Source organism: Microbacterium saccharophilum, assembly GCF_007992455.1.
GTDB classification, from domain to species: Bacteria; Actinomycetota; Actinomycetes; order Actinomycetales; family Microbacteriaceae; genus Microbacterium; species Microbacterium saccharophilum.
The window spans coordinates 1-22,500 of the sequence record NZ_BKAH01000002.1 but is presented as its reverse complement, the minus strand read 5'-3'; the positions used below and the strand labels follow the sequence as shown (position 1 = coordinate 22,500).

Here is a 22,500-nt window from a genome sequence, read left to right as displayed (position 1 = left end):
CGGCGCGGCGTCGGCGCGTCACAATGGGAGGGGCACAGTGGTGCCGACGAGGCAGGCCGAGGGGCCGAGGACAGGGGCGACGTCGTGAGCGATGACCGGGTGGATGCCGTCGGCGGGATGCCGGGCGAAGACGCCGAGACGCACACGGTGACCCTCCCCGCGGATGCGGACGCGCTGGCGGCGACCTTCCCCGCGCTGCAGCCGAGCGCCGAGTGGTGGGCGGCGCGCCCCGCCGACTCCCGGCTCGTCGGGCTCGTCGTCGTGCGGGACGACATGCCGAGCGTCGCCGCGCAGCGCGAGGCCCTCGCGCAGTTCGGCGTGCCGATCGACGGATTCCGCCATCCCGCGCCGGAGACGGGGGAGGGCTGGATCGAGCGGCTGACCCGGCTGTTCGGCCGCTTGGGGAGCGGTGACGTCGTCGTGGTCGCCGACAAGCACGCCCTGGGCCGCGGGGTGGACGAGGAGATCCGCACCGTGGCGGAACTGCGCCGCCGCGGCGTCATCGTGAAGGTGCTCGGGCACGACCGGGCGTGAGCTCGGTCAGCGGCTCCGTTCGCCGACCAGCTCCGGGTCATCGAGCATCGCGAGGTCCTCGCGGACCACGAGACGTGAGGCGATGGCGTGCTCGACGAGGCGCACACGCCGGTTGGTCGCGGAGGCGGACACACCCCCGCGGAGACCGGGAACGCCCTGCCGGTCGAGCTTGTCGCACACGTTGTCGAGCTTGCGGTTGAAGCGCGTGAGCGTCCAGCCGAGCCGCTCGGCGGCTTTCGCCGAGCTGGGCAGCTCGCTCATGCCGGTGCCCTCGCGGCGGAGCACGGGCTCGGCGAGCGCGAGGATGAGGAGCTTCTGGCTCACCGTCAGCGGCACCGCGCCGATCGTGGAGAGCCCGTCGTCGTCGAGGCTCGGGACGTTCTCGCGGAACGCCGGCTGCTCGGTGTGCACCGACAGCTCGTAGGTCGTCGGTCCGGCGCTGAAGACGACGGTCGTGGCGGCGAAGACGATCGGCAGGCGTGCGCCCGGTGCGAGCTGGGCCTGCACGCGGCCCTCGGTGTCGGTCACGGTCGCCGACAGGCGGGACCCGATGTTGACGAGCCACCACAGGCCCCCGGCATCCTCGATGGAGAGGAAGTGCCGGTGCAGGAACCGGTTGTCGTCGAGGGTGAGGTCACCCTCCCGGCCGATCGTGAAGCGCTCCCCCGGGGCGAGGGTGAAGTACTCCCCCGCGAACTCGACCGTCACCCCGACCGGGGTGTCGGAGGGCGGGGGGACGGTGTCCATGATGTCGGTCACGGTGCGCACTTCCTTGTCTCGTCGCCGGTCGTGCCGTTCGCCCGCACGAGCTGGACGGCGATGCACGTCCGCCCGGACGGGTCGGCGGGGAGGGTCACCGTCGTCTCGGACGTGCTCTGCGTCGTGCCGTTGCCCTCCAGGGTGAACGGATACCAGGCGAACGTGTCGCCCTGTTCGGGGTCGGGGTTGGTCCAGGTGAACCGCACCTGACCGTCGGCCGCGTCGCCGACGACGTCCGCCGGGGGCGGCACGTAGCCCGCGATGGGGTCCTGCGGCGCGACGGAACCGGTCGGGGTGGGGGTCGATACGGGGGCCGGGGTGAACGCGCTGGCGAGCGCGACGCCGCCGACGATGAGCGCGGCCGTGACCCCGACGCCGAGACCGACCCACACGCCCTTCCGGGAGCGGGCGGGGGCGGGCATCGCCGGCGCCGCCGCCTCGGGGACGGTGGTGTCTCCGGCGGGCGGCGCCGGCGGGCGGCGGACCGTCGCCGAGACGTCCTCGATGGTGGCGATGGGTGTCGGGGCGCGGAGGATCGTCGACTCGACGGGCGCCTCGGCCGGCGCCGCGCCGGGCAGGGGCGCGAAGGCGGCCGTGTCCCGCTGGCGGGTCTGTCCGGCAGCGGGCGAGGTCTGCGGCTCGATGCTGACGATCCCGCGGACGCGGGTCAGCTCCCCGTCGTCCTCGTCGCCGTCCTCGTCGACGGGTGAGTCGTCGAGGATGTCGATGGGCGTGACGGAATGCGCGAGTTCGATCTGCACGCGCTGCAAGGCGCGGGCGAACGCGACCGCGGTGTCGTATCGGTCGCCGGGGCGCTTGGCCATCGACCGCTCGAGGGCGGCTTGGAGCGACTCCGGGACGTCCGCGCGGTCGAGGCGGGCGAGCGGCTGCGATTCGATGCGGCGGATGAGGTCGGCGCCGCCGTTGCGCCCGCCGGGGACCTCGAAGGGCGAGTGCCCGGCGAGCAGGGTGTAGACGGTCGCCCCCAGCGCGTAGACGTCGGATCGCACGCCCGATTCGGGGGTGTCGGCGAAGGTCTCCGGCGGCGACCAGGGGATGGACATGCCGGCGGAGGAGTCGGCGGCCTCCGCGGTGGTCGCGATGCCGAAGTCGGTGAGGGCCGGACGGTTGTACTCCGTGACGAGGATATTGGCGGGCTTGATGTCGCGGTGCAGGATGCCGGCACGGTGCGCCGTCTCGACGGCGGCGGCGACCTGCACCCCGACACGCAGCGCCTCCGCGACGGAGAAGGCGGCGGCGCGGGAGCGGACCTGCAGGTTCGGGCGCGGGCAGTACTCCATCACGAGGTACGGGCGGCCGTCCTCGGAGACGCCCGCCTGGTAGATCGTGACGATCGCGGGATGCGTCGACAGCAGCGCCATGACGTTGGCCTCCGCCGCGAACTGCTCGGCCGAGGACCCCGCCATCCGGTCGGGGAGCAGGACCTTCACGGCGACGCGGCGCCGGGGCAGCTGCTGCTCGTACAGGTAGACGTCGGCGAATCCGCCGGAGCCGAGCAGCTCGACGTACGTGAACCCGGGGAGGGACGGAGGCGGCGCGGGGACGCGCTTCGTACTCACGGCAGATCCTCGAAGACGACCGTGATGCCGTCGCCGATGTCGAGCACATCGCCCGTGACGACCATCGTCGCCTCACCGGGGTGCAGGCGGACGGGATCGTTGCCGCCGCGCAGCAGCACGGTGCCGTTGGTCGTGTCGAGGTCGGTCACGAGCACGTGCTCGCCCTCGGCACGGATCTCGATGTGACTGCGGGAGATGTCCTGGTCGGGGCTGTCCACGGCGATGAGCGTCGGGAGGTCGGCGCCGGAGGCCCGCGTCGACTTGGGGCGCCGGCCGATGACGACGGGGCGCTCCAGCTCGACGACCCGCCCCGTGGACAGGCGGATGCGACCCCGGGAGGGCCGTCGCGGCGGGACGTTGTCGGTGGACTCGTACTGCTCGCGCTCCGCCTGGCGCATGGCGCGCAGGTCGGCGACGGCGATCGTCTCGCCGTCGTGGTCGCCGAGATCGTCGCCGGTCGCGTCAGGAGTCGCCTGCTGCTCCGCGGGCTCCGCGTGCGCGGCGCGGGGACGGGCGATCGTCTCGCCCCACACGACATCGTCGTCGGGGGCGTCGTCCGGGACGGCGGTCGCGGCCGGCAGCCAGGTCTCGGCGACCGCGGGACCGACGGGGACGCCCGTGATCATCGTCTCGTCGTCGGCCGGGGCGCCGGCGACGGGCTCCGGCTCGGGGGCGGGCTCCGGCTCAGGCTCGGGCTCGGGGGCGGGCTCCGGTTCGGGGGCGGGCTCCGCGGGCGGCGCGGCCTCCGGCGCAGGCGCAGCCTCCGGCTCCGGCGCTACCTCGGGCGCGGACTCCACGGCATCGGACGTGGGAGGCGGGGACTCGGCGGGGATCTCCGCGGCGGTCGCCGGTGCCGCCACCGCGGCCGGGACGGCGCCGACGGTGACGACGACGGCCGACACGGGGGCGATGCCGTCCGCGAGCGGGAGGGTGCCCGCTCCGTCGGCCCCGGCATCCAGTGCCAGCGACACCCGGTGCACATCGGGGATCACCCGCTCGACCCAGGTCGAGACGCCGCGACCGGAGATCTCCTCCGCGCCGGTGCCCGACTCGACGACGAGCTCCAGTCCGCCACGGACGGCGACGCGCACGGCGCCCTCCTCCACGACGACGAGCGCGAACGGCGGGATGGCGGTGAGCGAGGTGCCGAAGGCGCCCGTGAGCGCCTCCAGCAGCCCGGCGATGCCGCCCTGCGCAAGCCGGCGCCAGGCGGCCTCGGCCGTGTGCGGCGTCACCTCGGCGGGAAGCACCGCGAGCGCGGAACCGGACACCACCGCGAGCCACGACTCCGCAGAGCCGGCCGGCCGGTATCGCACATCCACCATCAGCGGTTCCCCTTCGTGCCCGCGCGCGGGCGGGTGTCCTCATCGACGTCGCCGCCGCGACCGCCCGCCGGGGCGGTGTCGTAGATGTCGTCATGGCCGTTGACCGCCAGCGCATCGACGACGACGGCCGTGATGTTGTCGCGTCCGCCGTGCACGAGCGCCTCGTGCACGAGGCGGGTCGCGGCGGCCTGCGGGTCGGCTTCGTCGCCGAGGATGCCGGCGATCCGCGCGGCGTCCAGTTCGCCGGACAGTCCGTCCGAGCAGACGAGGATCCGGTCGCCGGGCTCGGCGGGCACCATCCAGTAGTCGGCCTCGCCGTCGCTGCCCGCCCCGATGGCGCGGGTGATCTCGTTGCGGCGCCGGTCGTGGGCCGCGGAGACGCCGTCGAGCGCCCCGGCGTCGATGAGCTCCTGCACGACGGAGTGGTCGACGCTGATCTGCGTCAGCATCCCGCGGGCGTATCGGTAGGTGCGGGAGTCGCCGACGTTGACGGTCAGCCAGTAGCCGACCCCGCCCACATCGCTGATGGCGACGCCGCTGAGCGTCGTGCCGGCGGCACGCTCGCCGCTCGCGATGGCGTCGACCTGCTCGCGGGCATGACCGAGAGCGACCCGGATCTCGTCGACGCTCAGGCTCTCGTGCCCGGCGAGCACGGCGAACGCGGCGACGACGGCCGCGCTCGCGCGAGCCCCCGCGTCGTGCCCGCCCATGCCGTCGGCGACGAGGAACAGCGGCGACTCGGCGAGCAGGGCGTCCTCGTTGGCGCGGCGGCGCATGCCGGGATGCGTCGCCGTCCCGAAGGCGACGTCGATGGGGGTCGCGGTCATCGGGCCACCTCCACGGTCACGTGCCGGTCGCCCATCTCGAGGACATCGCCGGCGTGGATGGGAGTGCGCTGCCCCGCGACGAGCGTCTGGCGCTGCGCGCCGCGGCGGATCACGACACCGTTCGTGGAGTGCCGGTCGAGCGCCCAGAGCCGGCCGTCATCGGAGCCGATCTCGAAGTGCGTCTTGGACAGGGACAGGGTCTCGTCCCGGATCGGTGCGACGTGGACCCCGGTCTCGGGGGCGGGATTGCGGCCGAAGACCGTGGTCCCGTAGACGGCCTGGCGGGTGCCGTCATCCCACACCATGGTGGCGAGCGCGCGCTGGCCGGTCGCGATGCGGGTGTCCTCCAGCGGCACGGCGGCCGGCACGATGGTCTCCGGTGCGGGAGCTGCGACCGGCTTGGCGGACTGCTGGGTCACCCCGGGCACGAACGAGATGACGCCGCCCGCGGCGGGGGCAGAGACGGTCGTCGCGACCGGCGAGGTCTCGGCGGGGCGGACCGGGCTCGCGGCCGCGGCCGGGGATGCCGGGACGGCAGCGGGAGCGGTGGGCGCAGCCGGAGGGACGACGGCGCTCGGTGATGGGGCCGCCGCGCTCTGCGCGGAGGGGAAGCCCGCCATCGGCGGAATGGGGACCGGCGGCGCCATCTCCTCGGCGCGCACCGGCGGCGCGGGCGGCGGGGCGTCGAGCGCGTCGATCATGACGGAGCCGACGGCGATGTCATGCCAGCCGCGCCGCCACGGGGAGCGGTCGAAGAGCGGCGAGAACATCCCCACGACGACGGCGGCGCCGACGCCCCAGACGAGGTTGCGGCCGAGCGCGCGACCGAAGCCGAGCGCGCCGTCGTCGTCGGCGTGGCGCAGTTCGAGCCCCAGCATCCGCATGCCCAGCGACCCGTCGCCGCCCTGCATCGCGGAGTACACGAGCAGCCAGGCGAGGGGGACGAGGGATGCCAGGACGAGCGCGACCGGCAGCGGGAACGCCCCGCCGGTGCCGAGGGAGATCCCCGCGAAGACACCGGCGCCGACGCCTGCGATCGCGGCGGCGATGACGCTGTCCAGGAGGTACGCGCCGATGCGACGGCGGAGGTCCGCCGGCTGCCGGCTCACGCCGATCCCCCTCGACGGCGGAGTGACCGCAGGCTCAGCCGAGCCTGCATCCGCTGCCACACCGACGTGGAACCCTTCATCTCCCCGACGATATCGTCCACCTCCCGCCAGAACTCCTCGACCTGCTCCGGCGTGGGATCGCCGGGACCGTAGACGTCCGCGTCGGCTCGCTGCGCGAGGGTCGCGACGCGCGGCTGGGCGAAGGACTCGCCCACGACCACGGCGCTCTCGGCGCGCGTCGCACCGTGGGCGACCGGCGCCCGCATGTCGACCGCGGAGTCCACGAGCTCGTCCCACCCGCCGGAGATCCGGTCGGCGGTGCGCTCCGCGCGGCGGCGGCGCGTGCGCCGGGCGCCCTTGATCGCGCCGAGCACGATGAACGGCGCGGCGAGCAGACCCAGGATGCCGACGGTGATGCCGCCGTACAGGAGCACGGGGCCGAGCCAGTCGAACGGCGAGTCCTCCTCGTCCTCCTGTTCGCGGTCCTCCGCGATGGCGGGAGGCAGGTCGGCGGGCTCCTGCGCGGGCGGCGGTGGCTGCAGCACCTGCGGCTTGGGGTTCGCCTGCGGCTTCGTGGTCTGGTCGTTCGGCTCGTTGTCCTCATCGGGAGTGGGCGTGAACGGGAGCCACCCGTACCCCTCGAACGCGATCTCGACCCAGGCGTGCAGGTTGTCGCCGGTCGCCGTGAAGACACGGCCGGACTCCTCGTCCTCACCCGGGTACCAGCCCATCACGACGCGGGCGGGGATGCCGAGCTGCAGCGCCATGAGCGACATGGCGACGGCGTACTGCTCGTCGTCGCCGATCATCTGATCACCGGAGAACACGGACATGATGCGGGCGGCGCCGTGGCCGGACGGGGAGAGCACCTCCCCTTCCAGCCCGTGGCTGAAGAAGCCGTCCGTGCTGAGCCAGCTCTCCAACGCCCGCACCTGCTCGATGGGCGTCTCGGCGTCGGCGGTGGCCTTCGAGGCCAACTCGGCGAGGTTCTCCGGGATGCCGGTCTGCTTCGGCATCTTCAGCGGCGCGAACGGCGTCTCGGACAGCGCCGCGTCGCTCGGCAGCTCGGGGAACACCGTGTCGATCGTGTAGGTGTCGCCGGCGGCGATGCCGCTCGTGACCACGGCGGTGCCGGTGGCGTCGTTGTAGTGCGCGGACCGACGCAGGTCTTCGGCGCGGTCGCCGTCGAACGTGATCTCGCGCACCGCGCCGGCATCGGGCAGCCACACACCGGACAGTCCGTCGACGGCGACCTGCAGCGTCGTCGTGGCACCCTCGACCTGCGGCGACATGTTCGATCGCACGGGGGTGAAGGAGCTGGACGATCCGGCACCGTCGTCGGAGACGTTGTAGACGATGCCGTTGTAGGCATCCATCGTGCCGAGCCGGATGCGACCGTCTTCGGGGAGACCGGTCACCGTGAACAGCGTCTCGTCGGCATCGTCGCGGACGAACGCACGGAAGGACTGCAGTGGGCTCGGGTACTGCCGGATGTCGAACGGCGGAACGACGAAGTCGCGGAGCACATAGCGCGGGACCGGCGGGCTCGCGAACGCGGCCGTCGCGACGCCGACGCCGGCGGCGAGGGCGAGCACGGCGGAACCGGCGATGAGCCGCCGCGAGCGGGAGTGGCGCACGGCACCCTCGTCGGCCGCGCCGGAGGCTTCGACGCGCACGGCGGCGCCGTCGTTCTCCCAGGCATGACGCAGCGCGAGCCAGACGACGGCGACGACGGCGAACAGGATGCCCTGCACGAGCGGAGCGGCCGGCTCGGTCACGCCGAGCAGAATCTGCGCCGCGAGGAGCGCGACCGCGGGCAGGAGCGCCCACGCCGCGCGGCGCACGCGCAGCGCGAGCGACCCGGCGATCACGGCGGCGAGCAGCGTGAGGAGGAACGGGACGAGGAGGTGGCCGTCGGAGGCCGCGAGGGGCGGCACGGTCGTCAGCATCTGCTTCCAGGCCGTGACCGTGCCGACTGCGAGCTGGCGCCACGTCTCGATCGTGGGGATGACGCCGAGGATCGCGGTGTGCGGGAGGGCGAACAGGCCGCCGAGGAGGAAGTAGGCGCCGACCGTGAGCCCGGCGGCCTCGAGCACGCCCCAGCGGAGGCGGGCGGTGCCCCACGCGATCGCGAGGCCGATCACGAGACCGCCGAGACCGGCGACGAGGTACTGCGAACCCTCGAAGGTCGGGCCGAACCCGATGACGGCGACGAGCAGCAGCAGAGCGACGGCGGCGAGGTCGAGGACGACGAGGCGCAGCGGGCGCAGCGGCGCGGCGTTCGACGCCGTGGCGGCCGTCACGACAGGACCTTCCGGACGGCGCCGCCGAGCTGGTCGAGCGCGCCGAGGGTGAGCACGTCGGCGTCTCCGATGCGCCGCAGCGCGGGAGCATCCACGCGGGTGTCGGCGACGACCGCGAGCACCCGTACACCGAACGGGATGCGGGAGCACGCAAGGCGCAGGTCGTTGCTGTCGGTCTTCGACCCGGTCACCAGCACGACGACGGCGGCCTGCGGTGCGTGCGCGGCGATCGCGCCCGCGAGCGCGACGATGCCGCCCTCGCGGGGACGGGAGTGCTCCAGGGCCGACAGCTCGTCGAGGAAGCGCCGCCCGCTCTGAGAGCGCAGAGCGCCCTTCTGCACGCGGGCGTCGAGCGTCCGGGAGTCGCGCAGCGCGCGCAGGCCGATCGACCCGGCCACGGAGATCGCGAGCTCGAACTCGTCGGCGACGCGGTACTCGTCGGGGTGGGTCGACAGTCCGACGACGAAGTGCGAGCGCCGCGTCTCCTCGTACTGGCGGACCATGACGGAGCCGACGCGTGCCGTGGACTTCCAGTGCACGTGGCGGAGGTCATCCCCCGGCTGGTACTCGCGGAGCGCGTGGAAGGACACGTCGTCGCGGGCCAGGTGCTGGGAGGGCAGGCCCTCGAGGTCGCGGAGGTGCCCGAGCGACAGACCCTCGAGCGAGGCGGTGCGCGGGTGCACGTACAGGTCGACCGCTTGACGGCGGTCGTGCGTCCGTTCGAAGAGGCCGAGGGGGTCGCCGCGGAGCACGCTGACCGGGCCGACGGCCAGCACGCCGCGCGCACTGGTGGGGATGGCGAAGAGCTCTTCGTGCGCGGCGCCCGGCGCGAGGCGCGGAACCTGGAAGATACCGCGGCCGCTGCCGACGGGGAGCACGACCTGGGAGGGGAGGATGGCACGGCCCGTGCTGTTGGTGAGGGTCAGTGCACCGACCGCCCGCTCCCCCACGACCACGTGCGAGCGCGTGAGATCCAGCTCGACGTCGTAGGTCGTGCGGCCGAAGAGGAATACGAGGCTGATCAGGACGACGGCGGTCAGGACGGCCGCGGCGATCATGACCTCCTCCCATCCCAGCATCGTCGACACGACCCACAGCACGACCGCCGACGCGAGGATGACCCAGCCGACCGGTCGCACGACGGCCGCGACCGCGCGGGCCCGGCGTCCCGCGAGTGCCGCGAACGCCGCGGCATCCTCACGCAGCTGCTGCGCGCGCGTGACCTGCGGGGAGGCGCCGACGGGCGGCGGCGCCGTCTCCGCCTCCTGCGGGGCGGAGACCGCGCCGTCCGGAGGAGTCGGAGGCGCGCCGGAGTCCCGGCGCGCGCGGCGCGTCGGTGTCTGCTTCTCCGGCGTGAGGGTCATCAGGCGGTCGCCCTCGCGAGCGGCGCCTCCACGTCGTCCAGAGCGCGCTGGACGACCTTCTCGGCTGTGACACCGGAGAACTCCGCCTCCGGGTCGAGCACGAGACGGTGCGACCAGACCGGCAGGGCGAGCGTCTTGATATCGTCGGGGATGACGTAATGCCGGCCCTGCGCGGCCGCGTAGACCTTCGCCATCCGGATCATCGAGATCGCACCACGGACGGAGACGCCGAGGCGGGTCGCCTCGGCGGCACGGGTCGCCTCGACGAGCTGCGCCGTGTAGCGGGCGACGGCCGGGTCGATGTGCACGGACGCGGCGAGGTCGGCCATGTCGGCGACGGCGCCGGTCGTGATGACAGGCGTGAGCTGCGCGGACGGGTTCCGGTCGACGGCGCCGGCGAGGATGCGCTCGGCGATCGCGAGCGAGGGGTACCCGATCGACGTCTTGATCATGAAGCGGTCGAGCTGCGCCTCGGGAAGCTTGTACGTGCCCGCCTGCTCGATGGGGTTCTGGGTCGCGATGACGAGGAACGGGCGGCCCACGTCGTGCGCGACGCCGTCGACCGTCACGCGCGACTCCTCCATGACCTCCAGCAGGGCCGACTGGGTCTTCGGGGAGGCGCGGTTGATCTCGTCCGCGAGCATGATCGACGCGAACACGGGTCCGCGGTGGAACTCGAACTTGTGGTTCTGCTGGTCGTAGATCGTGACGCCGGTCACGTCGGAGGGCAGCAGGTCGGGCGTGAACTGGATGCGGTTCGACGTGCCCTGCACGCTCGCTGCGAGCGCCTTCGCGAGACTCGTCTTGCCGGTGCCGGGGGCGTCCTCCAGGAGCACGTGCCCTTCGGCGAGCATCGCGGCCAGCACGAGGCCGACGACCTCGCGCTTGCCCATCAGGGCGATGTCGACGTTGTCGACGAGCCGTGTGAAGGTGTCGCGGAACCAGGCCGCCTGTTCAGGGGTCATGCTCATTCGTTCGTGTCCTTGTTCGGGGGGATGGGGGCACGGGCGCCTTCGGCTGAAGGCGTCACCAGGTGGTCGTCTCGTACTTCTTGCCGTTCAGCACGACCCACACCTGCTTGCCGGGGTAGCCCCAGTAGCACTGCACCTGGGTCTTGCCGTTCGCGGGCAGGTAGACCGGCCCCTCCCAGTCGTTGAACTGACGGCCGTCACCCCAGCACTCGTACGTGTAGTTGCCGGCGGCGAAGTCCCGCGTGTTGATGGCGAAGTAGTAGCCGGCGGGCGCCGAGCTGCCGTGCGAGACCCACGCGCGCGGATCCGGCTGGGGCTCCGCACCCGTGGTGGCCGAGTCGGAGGCCGTCGTCGTCTGCCCGGCCGCCGTGGTGCGGACGTCGATCGTGCGGGTCGTGGAGTAGCCGACGTTGTAGCTCTCGCTGCCGCTCGCGGCGACCGTGCGCCACCCTCGGCCGTCGCCGGTGCGGATCTCGGTCGTGATGTCGCGGCCGTTGCGGGCAGGCGACGACCAGCTCATCGTGATCGTCGTGCCGCTCGCGGTCGCGTGTGCCGACGGGCTGCCGATCGGACCGTACGGGGCCACCTGGTTCGACGCGGCGGACGGCCCGCTGGAGTACGTCGCACCGTCGACCGTCGCGACGGCGCGGATGCGGATCGAGTACGTGCCGTTGTTGTTGACCTGGCCGTTGCCGATCGTGCCGCTGCCGTTGCCGCCGGCGACCCAGTCGCCGCGCCAGCCGCCGTTGTTCACGGAGTACTGGTAGCTGACCTCGCTCGCGCTCGCGCCACCGCGATCGCCGCCGGTCCACGTGACGCTGACCTGGTTGTTCCCGGCGCTGGCCGCGCCGATCGCCGGTGCGCCGAGTGCCGTGAAGCCGCGGCGCGGTGCCGACGGCGGGCTGAACGCGCCCCAGCCGGCCTTGTTCTGCGCACGGACGGTGAAGGTGTAGTCGGTCTCCGAGGCGTTGACCACGACGGCCTGGCTCGTCTGACCGGCCGGCACGGCGACCGAGCGCACGACGCTCGAGCCCTGCATGACGTTCAGCTGGTAGCCGGCCACGGCGTCGCCGTTGTTGGCGGGCTCGTTCCACGCGACCTGGATCTGCGCCTGGCTGCCGACGGGCTCCAGACGCGCCGTCGTCGGAGCGCCGGGCGCCTCCGGCGCGCGCGCCGGGACCATCGTCGCCGACCACGGGCTCCAGCCGGACGGCTCGGGCGCGCGGTTGATGGCCTGGACGCGCACCTGGTAGGCGACGCCGTTCTCCAGGCCGTCCCAGACGAGCGCGTTGCCGGTGACGCCGGTCTTCTGCACGACGCCGGAGGGCGGCGCGGGCGAGATCTCGAGCGTGAAGCTCTCCACCGGGGAGCCCTCGGTGCGCGGCGTCGCCCATGCGACCTGGAGGCTCCGGTCGCCGAAGTTCAGCGACGGGGCCGCCGGCGTCTCCGGGCGGACGTCGGGGCGGGCGGTCTCGGACGGGACCGACGGGTCGGAGGTGCCGACGCGGTTGGTGGCCGTGACGACGAAGTTGTATTCGACGTTGTTCGTCAGCCCGTCGAGCGTGCACGTCGTCGACGCGCACTCCTTGGAGTAGTTGCCCGCCGTCGAGGTGACGGTGTAGCCGGTGATGCGCGTGCCGTTGTCGCTCGACGGCGTCCACGACATGACGACGGTGCGGCTCTGCACGCTCGAGACCGTCGGCTTTCCGGGTGCGTCGGGGCGTCCCTGCACCGTGATCCGGATGCGTCCCTCGACGGCGCGGTCGACGTCCTCCGTGGCATCGAGCACCCGGTAGCGCACGACGACGGTGCCGACGAAGTCGGACCCGCTCGTGACGTCGACGGAGGTGCCGTTGACCCGTGCGTCCGCGCTGCCGGTCTCCACGACCGCGCTGGAGAGCTTCAGCGGCTTGTCCGGGAACGGGCTCACATCGTTGTTCAGCACGGGGACCGAGATGGTCGCACCCTGATCGGCTTCCTCGATGACGTCGTCGTTGACGCTCGCCAGCTCGCGCGTCGAGGCGGACACGAGGACGGTGATGGTCGCTTCGACCGGCTCGGTCTCACCGTCGCTCACGCGTACCACGACGGATGCCTTCGTTCCCTTGCGTGTGCTCGCCTCGGCGGACGCGCTCAACGTCGACCCGCTGACCGAGACGGACATGCCGGACGGGGAACCGCCGACGAGGGAGAAGCTGAGCTTGTCACCCGGATCGGGGTCGGTGGCGAGCGAGGCCAGGTCGAGGGATGACGGGTCCTCGCCGGGGGCGACGTTCACGGTCGCGCCGACCATGGTCGGCGGCTGGTTGTCCGGCGGCAGCACCGTGATCGGGATCGTCAGGGTCGCCTTGCGGCCCTTCGGGTCGTCGGGTCCGGTGCCGTCGGTGACTTCGAACGTCAGCGCATCGGCGCCGTGGTAGCGGTCCTTCGACGTGTAGACGAGGGTCGTCTGGTCCTTCACGAGCCCCGCGCCGTTGCTGTTGCCGGCGGAGACCTTGCCGGCCTCCGTGATGACGACATCCTTGCCGCCGGCGGCCCGCACGTACTTCTTCAGCGGAAGCTCGATCTCCTCACCGCTCTTGACCTCGACGGCGGCCGTCGAGATGAGGCTCGGCGGCAGCGAGTCGAGCGAGGGGACGCGGATGAAGGCGGCGGCGGTCTGGTCGTCCTGGTCGCGCACCGTGTACGTGATCAGCTGCGCCTTCTCGCCGAGCGTCACGCGCACCACGCCATCGGCCATGACACGGGCGGCGGAACCGCCGGCGCCGAGCGTCACGGCGAGCGCGCTCTTCGTCCCGTCCGGGTCGTCGTCGTTCTCGAGCACCGCGACGTCGGCGGTGCCGTCCTCGGCGACGTCTTCGGCGCGGACGCGGTCATCCCGCGCGGTGGGCCGCAGCAGCGGAACGTCCTCGTCGACCGTGATCTGCACCGTCGTCGTCGCGCGGAGGCCGCGCGCATCGGCGATCGTGTACTGGACGCTGGTGTTCATCTCCTCGTCGGGCGAGGTGATCACGAGGTACTCGCCGGACACCTTGGCCCCCAGGCCCGGCACGTCCGGGACCTCGACGGCGTCCTTCGCGAAGCCGAACGCGTCGCCGTCCGGGTCGGAGTCGTTGACGAGCACGGGGAGCGCGACCTCGCGACCGGGGCGCATGATGACGGAATCGCGCAGGGCGTACGGCGCCTGGTTGGTGGTCTCGGCGGGGGCGATGCCGACCTGGATCGTGGCGGTCCCCTCCTTGCCGAGCGCGTCGCGCACGCGGTAGGTGAAGGTGTCGACCCCGGTCGCCTCGTCGAAGGCCTGGTAGGTGAAGGCCGCCGTGTCGGTGGTCACGATGCGGCCCTTGGCGGGCGCCTCGGCGAGCCCGACGAGCTCGACGGAGTCGCCGTCCTCGTCGATGCCGTCGAGCGGCACCGGGATGGTGACCTTCGCGCCGCTCAGGGTGCGCGCCGTCAGATCCTGCGGGCGCGGCGCGGCGTTGGCCTCGTCGTTGCGGGGCAGCACCTGGATCGTCACGTAGCCGGCGTCGCGCTGACCGGTGGAGTCCTCCGCCTCGTAGGTGGCGTAGACGGTACCGGGCTCGTCGGAGGCGCGGAAGCGCAGGGAATCCTCGGAGACGAAGATCTCCCCGTCCTCCTCGTCGATGAGCGGCGGGACGAGGTCGGGGGCGACGTGGATCGTGTCGCCGTTGGGGTGGTAGTCGTTCTCCATCACCGGGATGGTGACGGTGTCGCCGACGCGGACCACGACCTGGTCGTCGTTGGCGACGGGGGCGCGCAGCTTCGCGGGCGCCGGCACCGGGATGACGACGATCTCGCCCTCGACGGAGGTCGAGCCGTTCGACATCGTGTACGTGACGCGCACCTGCTGGTCGATCGAGGCCTGGTCCGCGATGCGGACCGTCTCGTGACCGAGCACGGCCGCCGTGATGCCGGACCCCGCCTCGACGGTGACGGACTGCACCACGAGGATGCCGCCGGCCGGGTCGGTGTCATTGGAGAGCACGTTGACGAGCACGTCGCCACCGGTGGGGAGGAGCGCGATGTCCCGGACCGCGATGGGCGGCAGGTCGGTGTCCTCATCGGGGAGCACGTCGACGCGGACGATGCCGGGCACCGAGTTCGGGCCGGCCGAGACGAGGTACTGCACGTAGTAGGTGCCGGCCTTGTCCGAGACGAACGAGAAGGTCTTGTCGGCGAAGTCCGGCGAGATGCGAGCGCCCTCGACGTCGTCGACGCGGGTGAGGCGCAGGGCTTCACGGCCGGAGCTCGTGTCGTTGATGAGCGGCGAGACGCTGACGCTGCGGCCCTCGCGCGTGACGACATGGTCGGCGTTGGTGACGGGGAGCGTCGTGCCGAGCGGCCGGATGTCGTAGCGGGCGATGCCGCCGCCGTCCTTCGTGCCGTCCGAGACGACGATCGGCACGTCCTTGCGGCCCTGCACGCCGCCGATCGCACGGTAGGTGATCTGGCCGTCCGAGGTGAAGTCGGCCTCGTCGCCGCCGTCGGTCGTCACGGTCTTCAGGAAGATGTCGTCGCCGTCCGGGTCGATCCAGTCCGGCAGGACGTTGTACGACGCGACCCCACCGGTCTCGACGGTGACCGCGGTCGTGCGCTTCTGGATGGGGGCGGCGTTGGTCTGCCAGCCGTGCACGGAGAGCGTGACCCTCGCGGTGGCCTCCCCGCCCCGGCCGTCCTCAACCCGGTACGTGAAGGTCGTCGACCCGGTGGCGTCCTCGGGGATGCTGATCTGCAGGGCGGCGCCGTTGTGGATGGGCTCGATCGACCCGAATCCCGGCTCGGTCTCCGCCGACGCGACGAGGACGTCGCCGTCGGCGTCCGTGTCGTTGTCCAGCACCGGCAGGACGGTGGTGCGGCCGGGCCGGACGCCGAACTCGTCGTCCTTCGCGATCGGCGCGGTGTTCTGGTCGGTGCGCTCGGGGAGGGTCGTCTGGACCGTCTCCTCGGTCGTCTCCTCCTCCTCTTCGCCCTCGCCCTCGGGCGGGGTGATGTCCATCCAGTTGTCGACGCGCTGCATGCTGTCGCTGGCCATCCACGCCGCGCCGCCGAAGACGTCGTTGAGGACCACCACGTCGCGGTTCACGCGGAACTGCAGCACGCTGGTGGCGTCGACGCCCTTGATCTCCTGCCGGAGGTCGTCCGCCTCGCCCGGGCAGTCGCGGACGAAACGGCCGGACCCGGACCAGGCCGCGTAGGAGCAGCCGGCGACGAACACCGGTTCGGCGGGTGTGCCCTCGGCGCCCTCCGAGGGGAGCGTCGCCGCGTCGCCGCCGCCGACGGGGATGCGGACGAGGTCGGTGGGGGTGCTGAGCGCGACGGCATCGGTCGCGACCGACGCCTGCTGCAGCACCGCGTCGGGACCGACCTCGGTGCGGGAGCCGTTGCCGCCGAGCAGGGTGCGGGTGTCGGCATCCAAGACGAAAGCGGTGTCTCCGACGGCCGTGATCGACAGGTCGTGACCCTTCTCGACGCCGTCGAGACCGCGTTCGGAGGTCTGCGCGATCGCATCGTCGTCGCCGCGCGCGTAGCTGTACAGCGCGCCCTTCTCCGGGGAGACGGCGTGGACGACGCCGTCGGTGCCGACGGTGATCGCCGTGCCCTTGCCGAGTTCGGCGAGCGGGTCGACCTTCTCCGGCGCGAACGATCCCACGCCGGCGAACTTCATGGCCCAGAGCTGCCCCGCCGGATCGAGGATCGCGGCGATGCCGCCGCCCATCGCGACCTGCGAGCCGGGCGGGATGTCGGCGCTGTCGGAGAGGATGACGCGCGCCGGGTCGATCGCGGTGGCCGTCGAGCCGGTGGTGTCGACGACGAGGACCTGGGATCCGGACTGGAGGATGTCGTACTCGGCGGAGCTCGTGCGCAGCCCGCCGTCCAGGACCCGCGACTCGTTGTTGAAGTGTCCGACGAGCAGGCTCGACTGCTTCGTCACCCAGACGCCGCCGTCGTGCAGGTCGACCTCGGTGGTCGGCTTGCCTTCGTAGAAGAAGGCGAGCGTGCCGATGGTGACGGCCGCAGCGCTGAGGGCGCCGACGGATGCCAGGGTGCGCGAGCGCGCACGAAGCCACGCGAAGGACATCATGTGGGCCGGCTCCCCTCCGGTCGGGTGTTGTCTTTGCGCTGCGTCGGGAGCTGATCGCTGAATCAGCCGCTCGCGGGGGGTGGACGAGTGGGACTGTGACACTCTACGTCACGGTCGCGAACGGTTTTGCCTCTTGACATGGGCAGAACTCCCCATGAGTGCCCACCTGCGGGCGGGGCGCGTCAGCCGCCGACGTAGGCGCGCAGGTGGACGGCGGTCAGCGAGTCGCCGGTCGCGACGAGATCGGCGGGGGTCCCCTGGAACACGATCCGGCCACCGTCGTGTCCGGCGCCGGGCCCGAGGTCCACGATCCAGTCGGCGTGCGCCATGACCGCCTGGTGGTGCTCGATGACGATGACGGAGTTGCCGGCATCCACGAGTCGGTCGAGCATCGCGAGCAGATTGTCGACGTCGGCGAGGTGCAGACCCGTCGTCGGCTCGTCCAGAACGTAGATGGCACCCTTCTTCGCCATCGCGATCGCGAGCTTGAGGCGCTGCCGCTCGCCGCCGGAGAGGGTGTTGAGCGACTGCCCGAGGGTGATGTAGCCGAGGCCGACGTCGATCATCCTCGCGAGGGTCGTGTGGGCGGGGCCCTTCGTGAAGAACTCGGCGGCCTCCGCGGCGGACAGGGCCAGCACCTCGGCGATGTTGCGACCCTCGAGGGTGTACTCCAGGACGGCGTCGCTGAACCCGGTCCCGCCGCACAGCTCGCACGTCGTCTCGACGCTCGCCGTGATCCCGAGACTCGTGACGATGACGCCGAGCCCCCGGCAGGCGGGGCAGGCGCCCTCGGAGTTCGCGCTGAACAGGGCGGGCTTGACGCCGTTGGCCTTCGCGAATGCGGCGCGGATGACATCGAGCAGGCCCGTGTACGTCGCGGGGCTGCTGCGGCGCGACCCCTTGATGGGCGACTGGTCGACCACGACGACGTCGTCGAAGGCGGGCACGTTGCCGTGGATGAGGGACGACTTGCCTGAGCCCGCGACCCCTGTGACGACGGTCAGGATGCCGAGCGGGATGTCGACGTCGACCGACTTCAGGTTGTGCTGCGTCGCGCCGCGGATCGGCAGCGCGCCGGTCGCCGTGCGGGTGGCCGGCTTGAGCGTCGCGCGGTGGTCGAGGTGGCGCCCGGTGAGGGTGCCGGAGGCGCGGAGCCCTGCGACGTCGCCGACGTAGGTGATCTCGCCGCCGTGGCGGCCGGCGCCCGGTCCGAGGTCGACGACGTGGTCGGCGATCTCGATCACCTCGGGCTTGTGCTCGACGACGAGGACCGTGTTGCCCTTGTCGCGCAGCTGGCGGAGCAGGTCGTTCATGCGCTGGATGTCGTGCGGGTGCAGGCCTGCGGTCGGCTCGTCGAAGACGTACGCGATGTCGGTGAGGCTCGAGCCGAGGTGCCGGATCATCTTCGTGCGCTGCGCCTCGCCGCCGGACAGCGACCCCGACGCCCGGTCGAGCGACAGGTACCCGAGGCCGATCTCGACGAACGAGTCGATCGTCTGGCGCATGCCCGACATGAGCGGGGCGACCTCGGGGTCGTCGATCGTGGCGAGCCACGCGGCGAGGTCGGAGATCTGCATGGCCGCGGCATCGGCGATGCTGACCCCGCGGATCTTCGAGGATCGTGCACCGTCGTTGAGCCGTGTCCCGCCGCAGTCGGGGCACGCCGTGAACTTCACCGCCCGGTCGACGAAGGCGCGGATGTGCGGCTGGAGCGTGTCGCGGTCCTTCTGCAGCATCGACTTCGTGACCTTGGGGACGAGCCCCTCGTAGGTCATGTTGATGTTCTGGATCTTGACCTTCGTCGGCTCCTTGTAGAGGAAGTCGGCGAGCTCCTGCTCGGAGTAGTCGGCGATGGGCTTGTCGGCATCCAGGAAACCCGACTCGGTGAACCCGCGCACCATCCAGCCGTCCGCGTTGTACCCCGGGACTTTGATGGCGCCGTCGGCGAGCGACTTGGTGCGGTCGAGCAGCTCGTCGATGTCGATGTCGCTGACCTCGCCGAGCCCTTCGCACCGCGGGCACATGCCGCCGGTGATCTCGAAGCTGCGGCGCTGGGTCTTGCCCTTGTCCGAACCGCGGTCGATCGTCATCGCCCCGCTGCCGGAGGCGGAGGGGATGTTGAAGGAGAACGCCTGCGGCGAGCCGACGTGCGGCTGGCCGATGCGGCTGAAGAGGATGCGGAGCATGGCGTGCGCGTCGGTCGCCGTGCCGACCGTGGAGCGCGAGTTGGAGCCCATCCGCTCCTGGTCGACGATGATCGCAGGGCTGATGTTCTCCAGGGCGTCGACCTCGGGACGGCCGATCTGGCCCATGAACTGCTGCACGAACGTCGGATACGTCTCGTTGATGAGGCGCTGCGACTCGGCGGCGATCGTGCTGAAGACGAGGGAGGACTTCCCCGACCCGCTGACCCCGGTGAAGACCGTGAGGCGCCGCTTGGGGATCTCGACGTCGATCTTCTTGAGGTTGTTCTCCCGGGCGCCGACGACGCGGATGACCTCGTGCGAATCGGCGATGTGCGGAGCGTGCTCGGCGGGCATGCGGGTCCTCTCGATCGGTGCGACCCTACAGTCTCGCCCGCACCGCGGACAGGGCGTGTCCGCGGTGGAGTGGCGGATGCCGCTACGCGGCGCGGTGGCATCCGTCGACGTGGTCGTCGACCATGCCCGCGGACTGCATGAGCGCGTACATCGTCGTCGACCCGACGAAGCGGAACCCGCGCGTGCGGAGCGCCTTGCTCAGGGCGTCTGAGTCGGGCGTGGTCGCCGGGACGTCGGCGAAGGTCGCCGGGCGCCGGTGCACGGGCGGGGCGAACGACCACATGAAGGCGTCCAGCTCCCCGGGCGCCATGTCGGCGACGAGCCGGGCGTTGGAGATCGTCGCCTCGATCTTGAGCCGGTTGCGGATGATGCCGGCATCCGTCATGAGCCGTTCGATGTCGTCCGGCCCGAACGCCGCGACGACGGCGGGCTCGAAGCCCGCGAGGACCTCTCGGAACCGCGGGCGCTTGCGGAGGATCGTGATCCAGCTGAGCCCGGCCTGGAACCCCTCGAGGCTCATCTTCTCGAACAGGGCCCGGTCGCCGTGCAGCGGGCGGCCCCACTCCTCGTCGTGGTAGCGGCGGTATTCGGGGTCGTCGCCGACCCACGCGCAGCGCGGGAGGCCGTCGGGTCCGGTGCGGGTGTCGCTCACGCGCCCACCCTACGCACCGGGCCCGACGCCCGGGCCGCCTACTTCTTGCGGAGCTTCTTCTCGGAGACCGGGGCCTCGCCCGACGCGGCGAGCGCGGCGTAGTACTCCCGCGCCTCGTCCTGCCGGGCGCGCTCCGCGCCGGAGGCGATCGGCGCGCGGACGTGCTCGGGCTCGAAGCCGAAGGCATCCACGAGGTCCTGCGCGTGCGGGCGCAGCCGCAGGCACAGCCGGTCGATGTACCGCGTGACCGTCGCCGCACGCTGCGTCGACAGGCGGCCGTTGATGAGGTGCCAGGCCAGGTGCTTCTCGATGAGGGTCAGACCGAAGAGGTCGCGCAGCCACGTGAGCACCTGCGTCGTGCCCTCGTCGTCGACGGCGTTGACGGCATCCGAGAACGCCTCCCACTGCAGCAGCTCGCCGTGGGCGCGCGCCGCCTCGATGAGCTCGCTCTGGTTGGCGTTGAAGATCGCCGCCGCCTCGACGGGGCTCGCCTTGGCCGCGGGCCGCATGCGCCCCGCGATGTCGGAGATCATCTGCTCGACGCGGCCGGCGAGGAGCTCGTGCTGCTGCTCGTCGCGCAGGCCCAGCTCGACCGAGCGCGCCGGCGACCCGAAGTCGGCGACGGCCTGGCCCAGCTGGCGCAGACCGGCGCCGTGGAAGACCTTGCCGGCCGTCTGCCCGACGGCGTACTTGGCGAGCTTCGCGGCATCCGCACCGCGGAACTGCTTCGCGTAGTCGCTCAGCAGGCGCTTGCCGACGAGCTGGAGCAGCACGTTGTTGTCGCCCTCGAACGTCGCGTAGACGTCGAGGTCCTGGTGCAGCCCGACGAGACGGTTCTCGGCGAGGTAGCCGGAGCCGCCGCACGCTTCGCGGCACTCCTGGATCGTGTCCAGGGCGTTCCACGTCGACAGCGGCTTCAGCGCGGCGGCGAGGGTCTCGAGGTCTTCGCGCTCCTCCGACGTATCGTTCGTGCCGCCGAAGATGCCGTCGAACTTGCGGACCAGCTCGTCGTTGGCGAAGAACTGCGCGTACACCTGCGCGACGCGGGGCAGCAGGCGCCGCTGGTGCTTGCCGTAGTCGAGCAGCACGACCTCGTCGGTCCCCGAACCCGAGTCGAACTGGCGGCGCTGGTTGGCGTACGTCACGGCGATGTGCAGCGCGAGCGCCGTCGCCGTCGTGGAGGCGCCGTCGAGGCAGACCCGCCCCTGGACGAGCGCGCCGAGCATCGTGAAGAAGCGGCGGCCCGGGCTCGGGATCTCGCTCGAGTAGCTGCCGTCGGCCGCGACGTCGCCGTAGCGGTTGAGGAGGTTCTCGCGCGGGATGCGGACGTGATCGAAGTGCAGACGCCCGTTGTCGATGCCGTTGAGGCCGCCCTTCGCGCCGTCGTCCTCGCCGCCGACGCCGGGGAGGAACGCGCCGTTCTCGTCCCGCAGGGGCACGAAGAAGCAGTGCACCCCGTAGTTGACGCCGCCGGTGATGAGCTGGGCGAACACCGTCGCCGCGCGCCCGTGCAGCGCCGCGTTGCCGAGGTAGTCCTTCCATGCGCCGCGGAAGGGGGTGTGGATGACGAACTCCTCGGCATCGGCGTCGTAGGTCGCCGTGGTGCCGATGGCGGCGACGTCGGAGCCGTGCCCGGTCTCGGTCATCGCGAAGGCGCCGGGCAGGTCGAGGCTGATGACGTCGCGGAGCCACATGTCGTGGTGCTTCTTCGTGCCGAGCTGGTGGATGGCCGAGCCGAACAGACCCCACTGCACGCCGGACTTGATCTGCAGGCTCGGGTCGGCCAGCACGAGGTCCATGAAGCCGGCGAGGTTGGCGCCGTTGTCGCCCAGGCCGCCGTACTCCTTCGGGAAGGCGCGGCGCGAGCCGCCGTTCTCCGCGAGCAGGCGCAGCTGCCCGAGGACGCGCTCACGGTGCTCCGCCATCGGCTGGCCCTCGATGCGCCAGAACGCGGGGTCCTTGATCAGCTGCCGCGCCTCGCGGCGCGTGTCGGCCCACGTGCCGAGCAGCAGGTCGGTGACGGCGGGGATGCGGATGCGGGCCTCGTGGGCCTCCTCCGCGCTGTGCGCAGCGGTCGGCGCACCCCCGGCGGGCGTGCGCTTGTCGGTGGCGGGCTTCTTGGGACGGACGGCGGCGTCGGTCATCGCGAACCTTTCGGCGTTGACAGAAGTGGACTGCCCTGACGGTAGAACTTCCACAACGCCTCCCCAAGTCGCTTGGATGGGTTCGACAAGGCCGCGGGGTCGCGCGGTCGCGCGGCGTTGTTCGGTCCCGACATCCGTGGGCGCCCGCAGATGCCGAGCGGTGCGAACTGCAGGATGAGGTGTGACTGGCGTGGCCAGTGAGCCCCATGCGCCTCACCCGTCACGCCCGGTCCTGCAGTTTGCTGCGCGCGCGGCCGGATGGCGGCGTGTGTTCGCCTCGGGGTGGGCG

Annotated in this window: 13 protein-coding genes; 1 reads left to right on the top strand and 12 read right to left on the bottom strand. The window is 72.0% G+C overall.

Annotation, left to right across the window (positions count from 1 at the left end):
• Positions 1–117 precede the first annotated feature (117 nt).
• Entirely contained in the window at positions 118–534 is a 417-nt protein-coding gene (locus tag MSA03_RS02160) for a recombinase family protein (RefSeq protein ID WP_147049678.1), read from the top strand.
• Between the two features lie 6 nt (positions 535–540).
• On the opposite strand, the gene MSA03_RS02155 is transcribed toward MSA03_RS02160, so the two are convergent.
• The 12 genes from MSA03_RS02155 to MSA03_RS02100 all read right to left on the bottom strand — a co-directional run bounded on the left by MSA03_RS02155 (position 541) and on the right by MSA03_RS02100 (position 22,211).
• A complete protein-coding gene (locus MSA03_RS02155) occupies positions 541–1,293 on the bottom strand; it encodes an FHA domain-containing protein (protein ID WP_036272901.1) in 753 nt (250 codons plus the stop codon).
• Positions 1,290–2,873, bottom strand: coding sequence for a serine/threonine-protein kinase (locus MSA03_RS02150; RefSeq protein ID WP_147049487.1), 1,584 nt, complete (start codon positions 2,871–2,873; stop codon positions 1,290–1,292). The genes MSA03_RS02155 and MSA03_RS02150 overlap by 4 nt, the downstream gene beginning before the upstream one ends.
• On the bottom strand, positions 2,870–4,198 hold the full coding sequence (locus MSA03_RS02145) for an FHA domain-containing protein (protein WP_147049486.1): 1,329 nt from the start codon (positions 4,196–4,198) through the stop codon (positions 2,870–2,872). The genes MSA03_RS02150 and MSA03_RS02145 overlap by 4 nt, the downstream gene beginning before the upstream one ends.
• Positions 4,198–5,025: a PP2C family protein-serine/threonine phosphatase gene (locus MSA03_RS02140; RefSeq protein ID WP_028496678.1), complete on the bottom strand. Its 828-nt coding sequence runs from the start codon at positions 5,023–5,025 to the stop codon at positions 4,198–4,200. The genes MSA03_RS02145 and MSA03_RS02140 overlap by 1 nt, the downstream gene beginning before the upstream one ends.
• A complete protein-coding gene (locus MSA03_RS02135) occupies positions 5,022–6,134 on the bottom strand; it encodes an RDD family protein (protein WP_244946285.1) in 1,113 nt (370 codons plus the stop codon). The genes MSA03_RS02140 and MSA03_RS02135 overlap by 4 nt, the downstream gene beginning before the upstream one ends.
• Positions 6,131–8,437 carry a transglutaminase-like domain-containing protein gene (locus tag MSA03_RS02130; RefSeq protein ID WP_147049485.1) on the bottom strand — a complete coding sequence of 769 codons (2,307 nt, stop codon included), beginning with the start codon at positions 8,435–8,437 and terminating at the stop codon, positions 6,131–6,133. The genes MSA03_RS02135 and MSA03_RS02130 overlap by 4 nt, the downstream gene beginning before the upstream one ends.
• Entirely contained in the window at positions 8,434–9,801 is a 1,368-nt protein-coding gene (locus MSA03_RS02125; protein ID WP_147049484.1) for a DUF58 domain-containing protein, read from the bottom strand. Before MSA03_RS02125 ends, MSA03_RS02130 begins: the two co-directional genes overlap by 4 nt.
• Complete coding sequence (locus MSA03_RS02120; RefSeq protein ID WP_028496682.1) at positions 9,801–10,772, bottom strand: AAA family ATPase; 972 nt, start codon at positions 10,770–10,772, stop codon at positions 9,801–9,803. The genes MSA03_RS02125 and MSA03_RS02120 overlap by 1 nt, the downstream gene beginning before the upstream one ends.
• A 55-nt stretch (positions 10,773–10,827) precedes the next feature.
• Complete coding sequence (locus tag MSA03_RS02115; RefSeq protein WP_147049483.1) at positions 10,828–16,875, bottom strand: Ig-like domain-containing protein; 6,048 nt, start codon at positions 16,873–16,875, stop codon at positions 10,828–10,830.
• A gap of 182 nt (positions 16,876–17,057) precedes the next feature.
• Positions 17,058–19,415 carry an ATP-binding cassette domain-containing protein gene (locus MSA03_RS02110; protein ID WP_147049482.1) on the bottom strand — a complete coding sequence of 786 codons (2,358 nt, stop codon included), beginning with the start codon at positions 19,413–19,415 and terminating at the stop codon, positions 17,058–17,060.
• 82 nt (positions 19,416–19,497) lie between these two features.
• On the bottom strand, positions 19,498–20,067 hold the full coding sequence (locus MSA03_RS02105; RefSeq protein ID WP_147049481.1) for a DNA-3-methyladenine glycosylase I: 570 nt from the start codon (positions 20,065–20,067) through the stop codon (positions 19,498–19,500).
• A 38-nt stretch (positions 20,068–20,105) separates the two neighbouring features.
• Positions 20,106–22,211 (bottom strand): acyl-CoA dehydrogenase family protein, encoded by a 2,106-nt coding sequence (locus MSA03_RS02100; protein WP_147049480.1) that lies wholly within the window; start codon positions 22,209–22,211, stop codon positions 20,106–20,108.
• Positions 22,212–22,500: the final 289 nt, after the last annotated feature.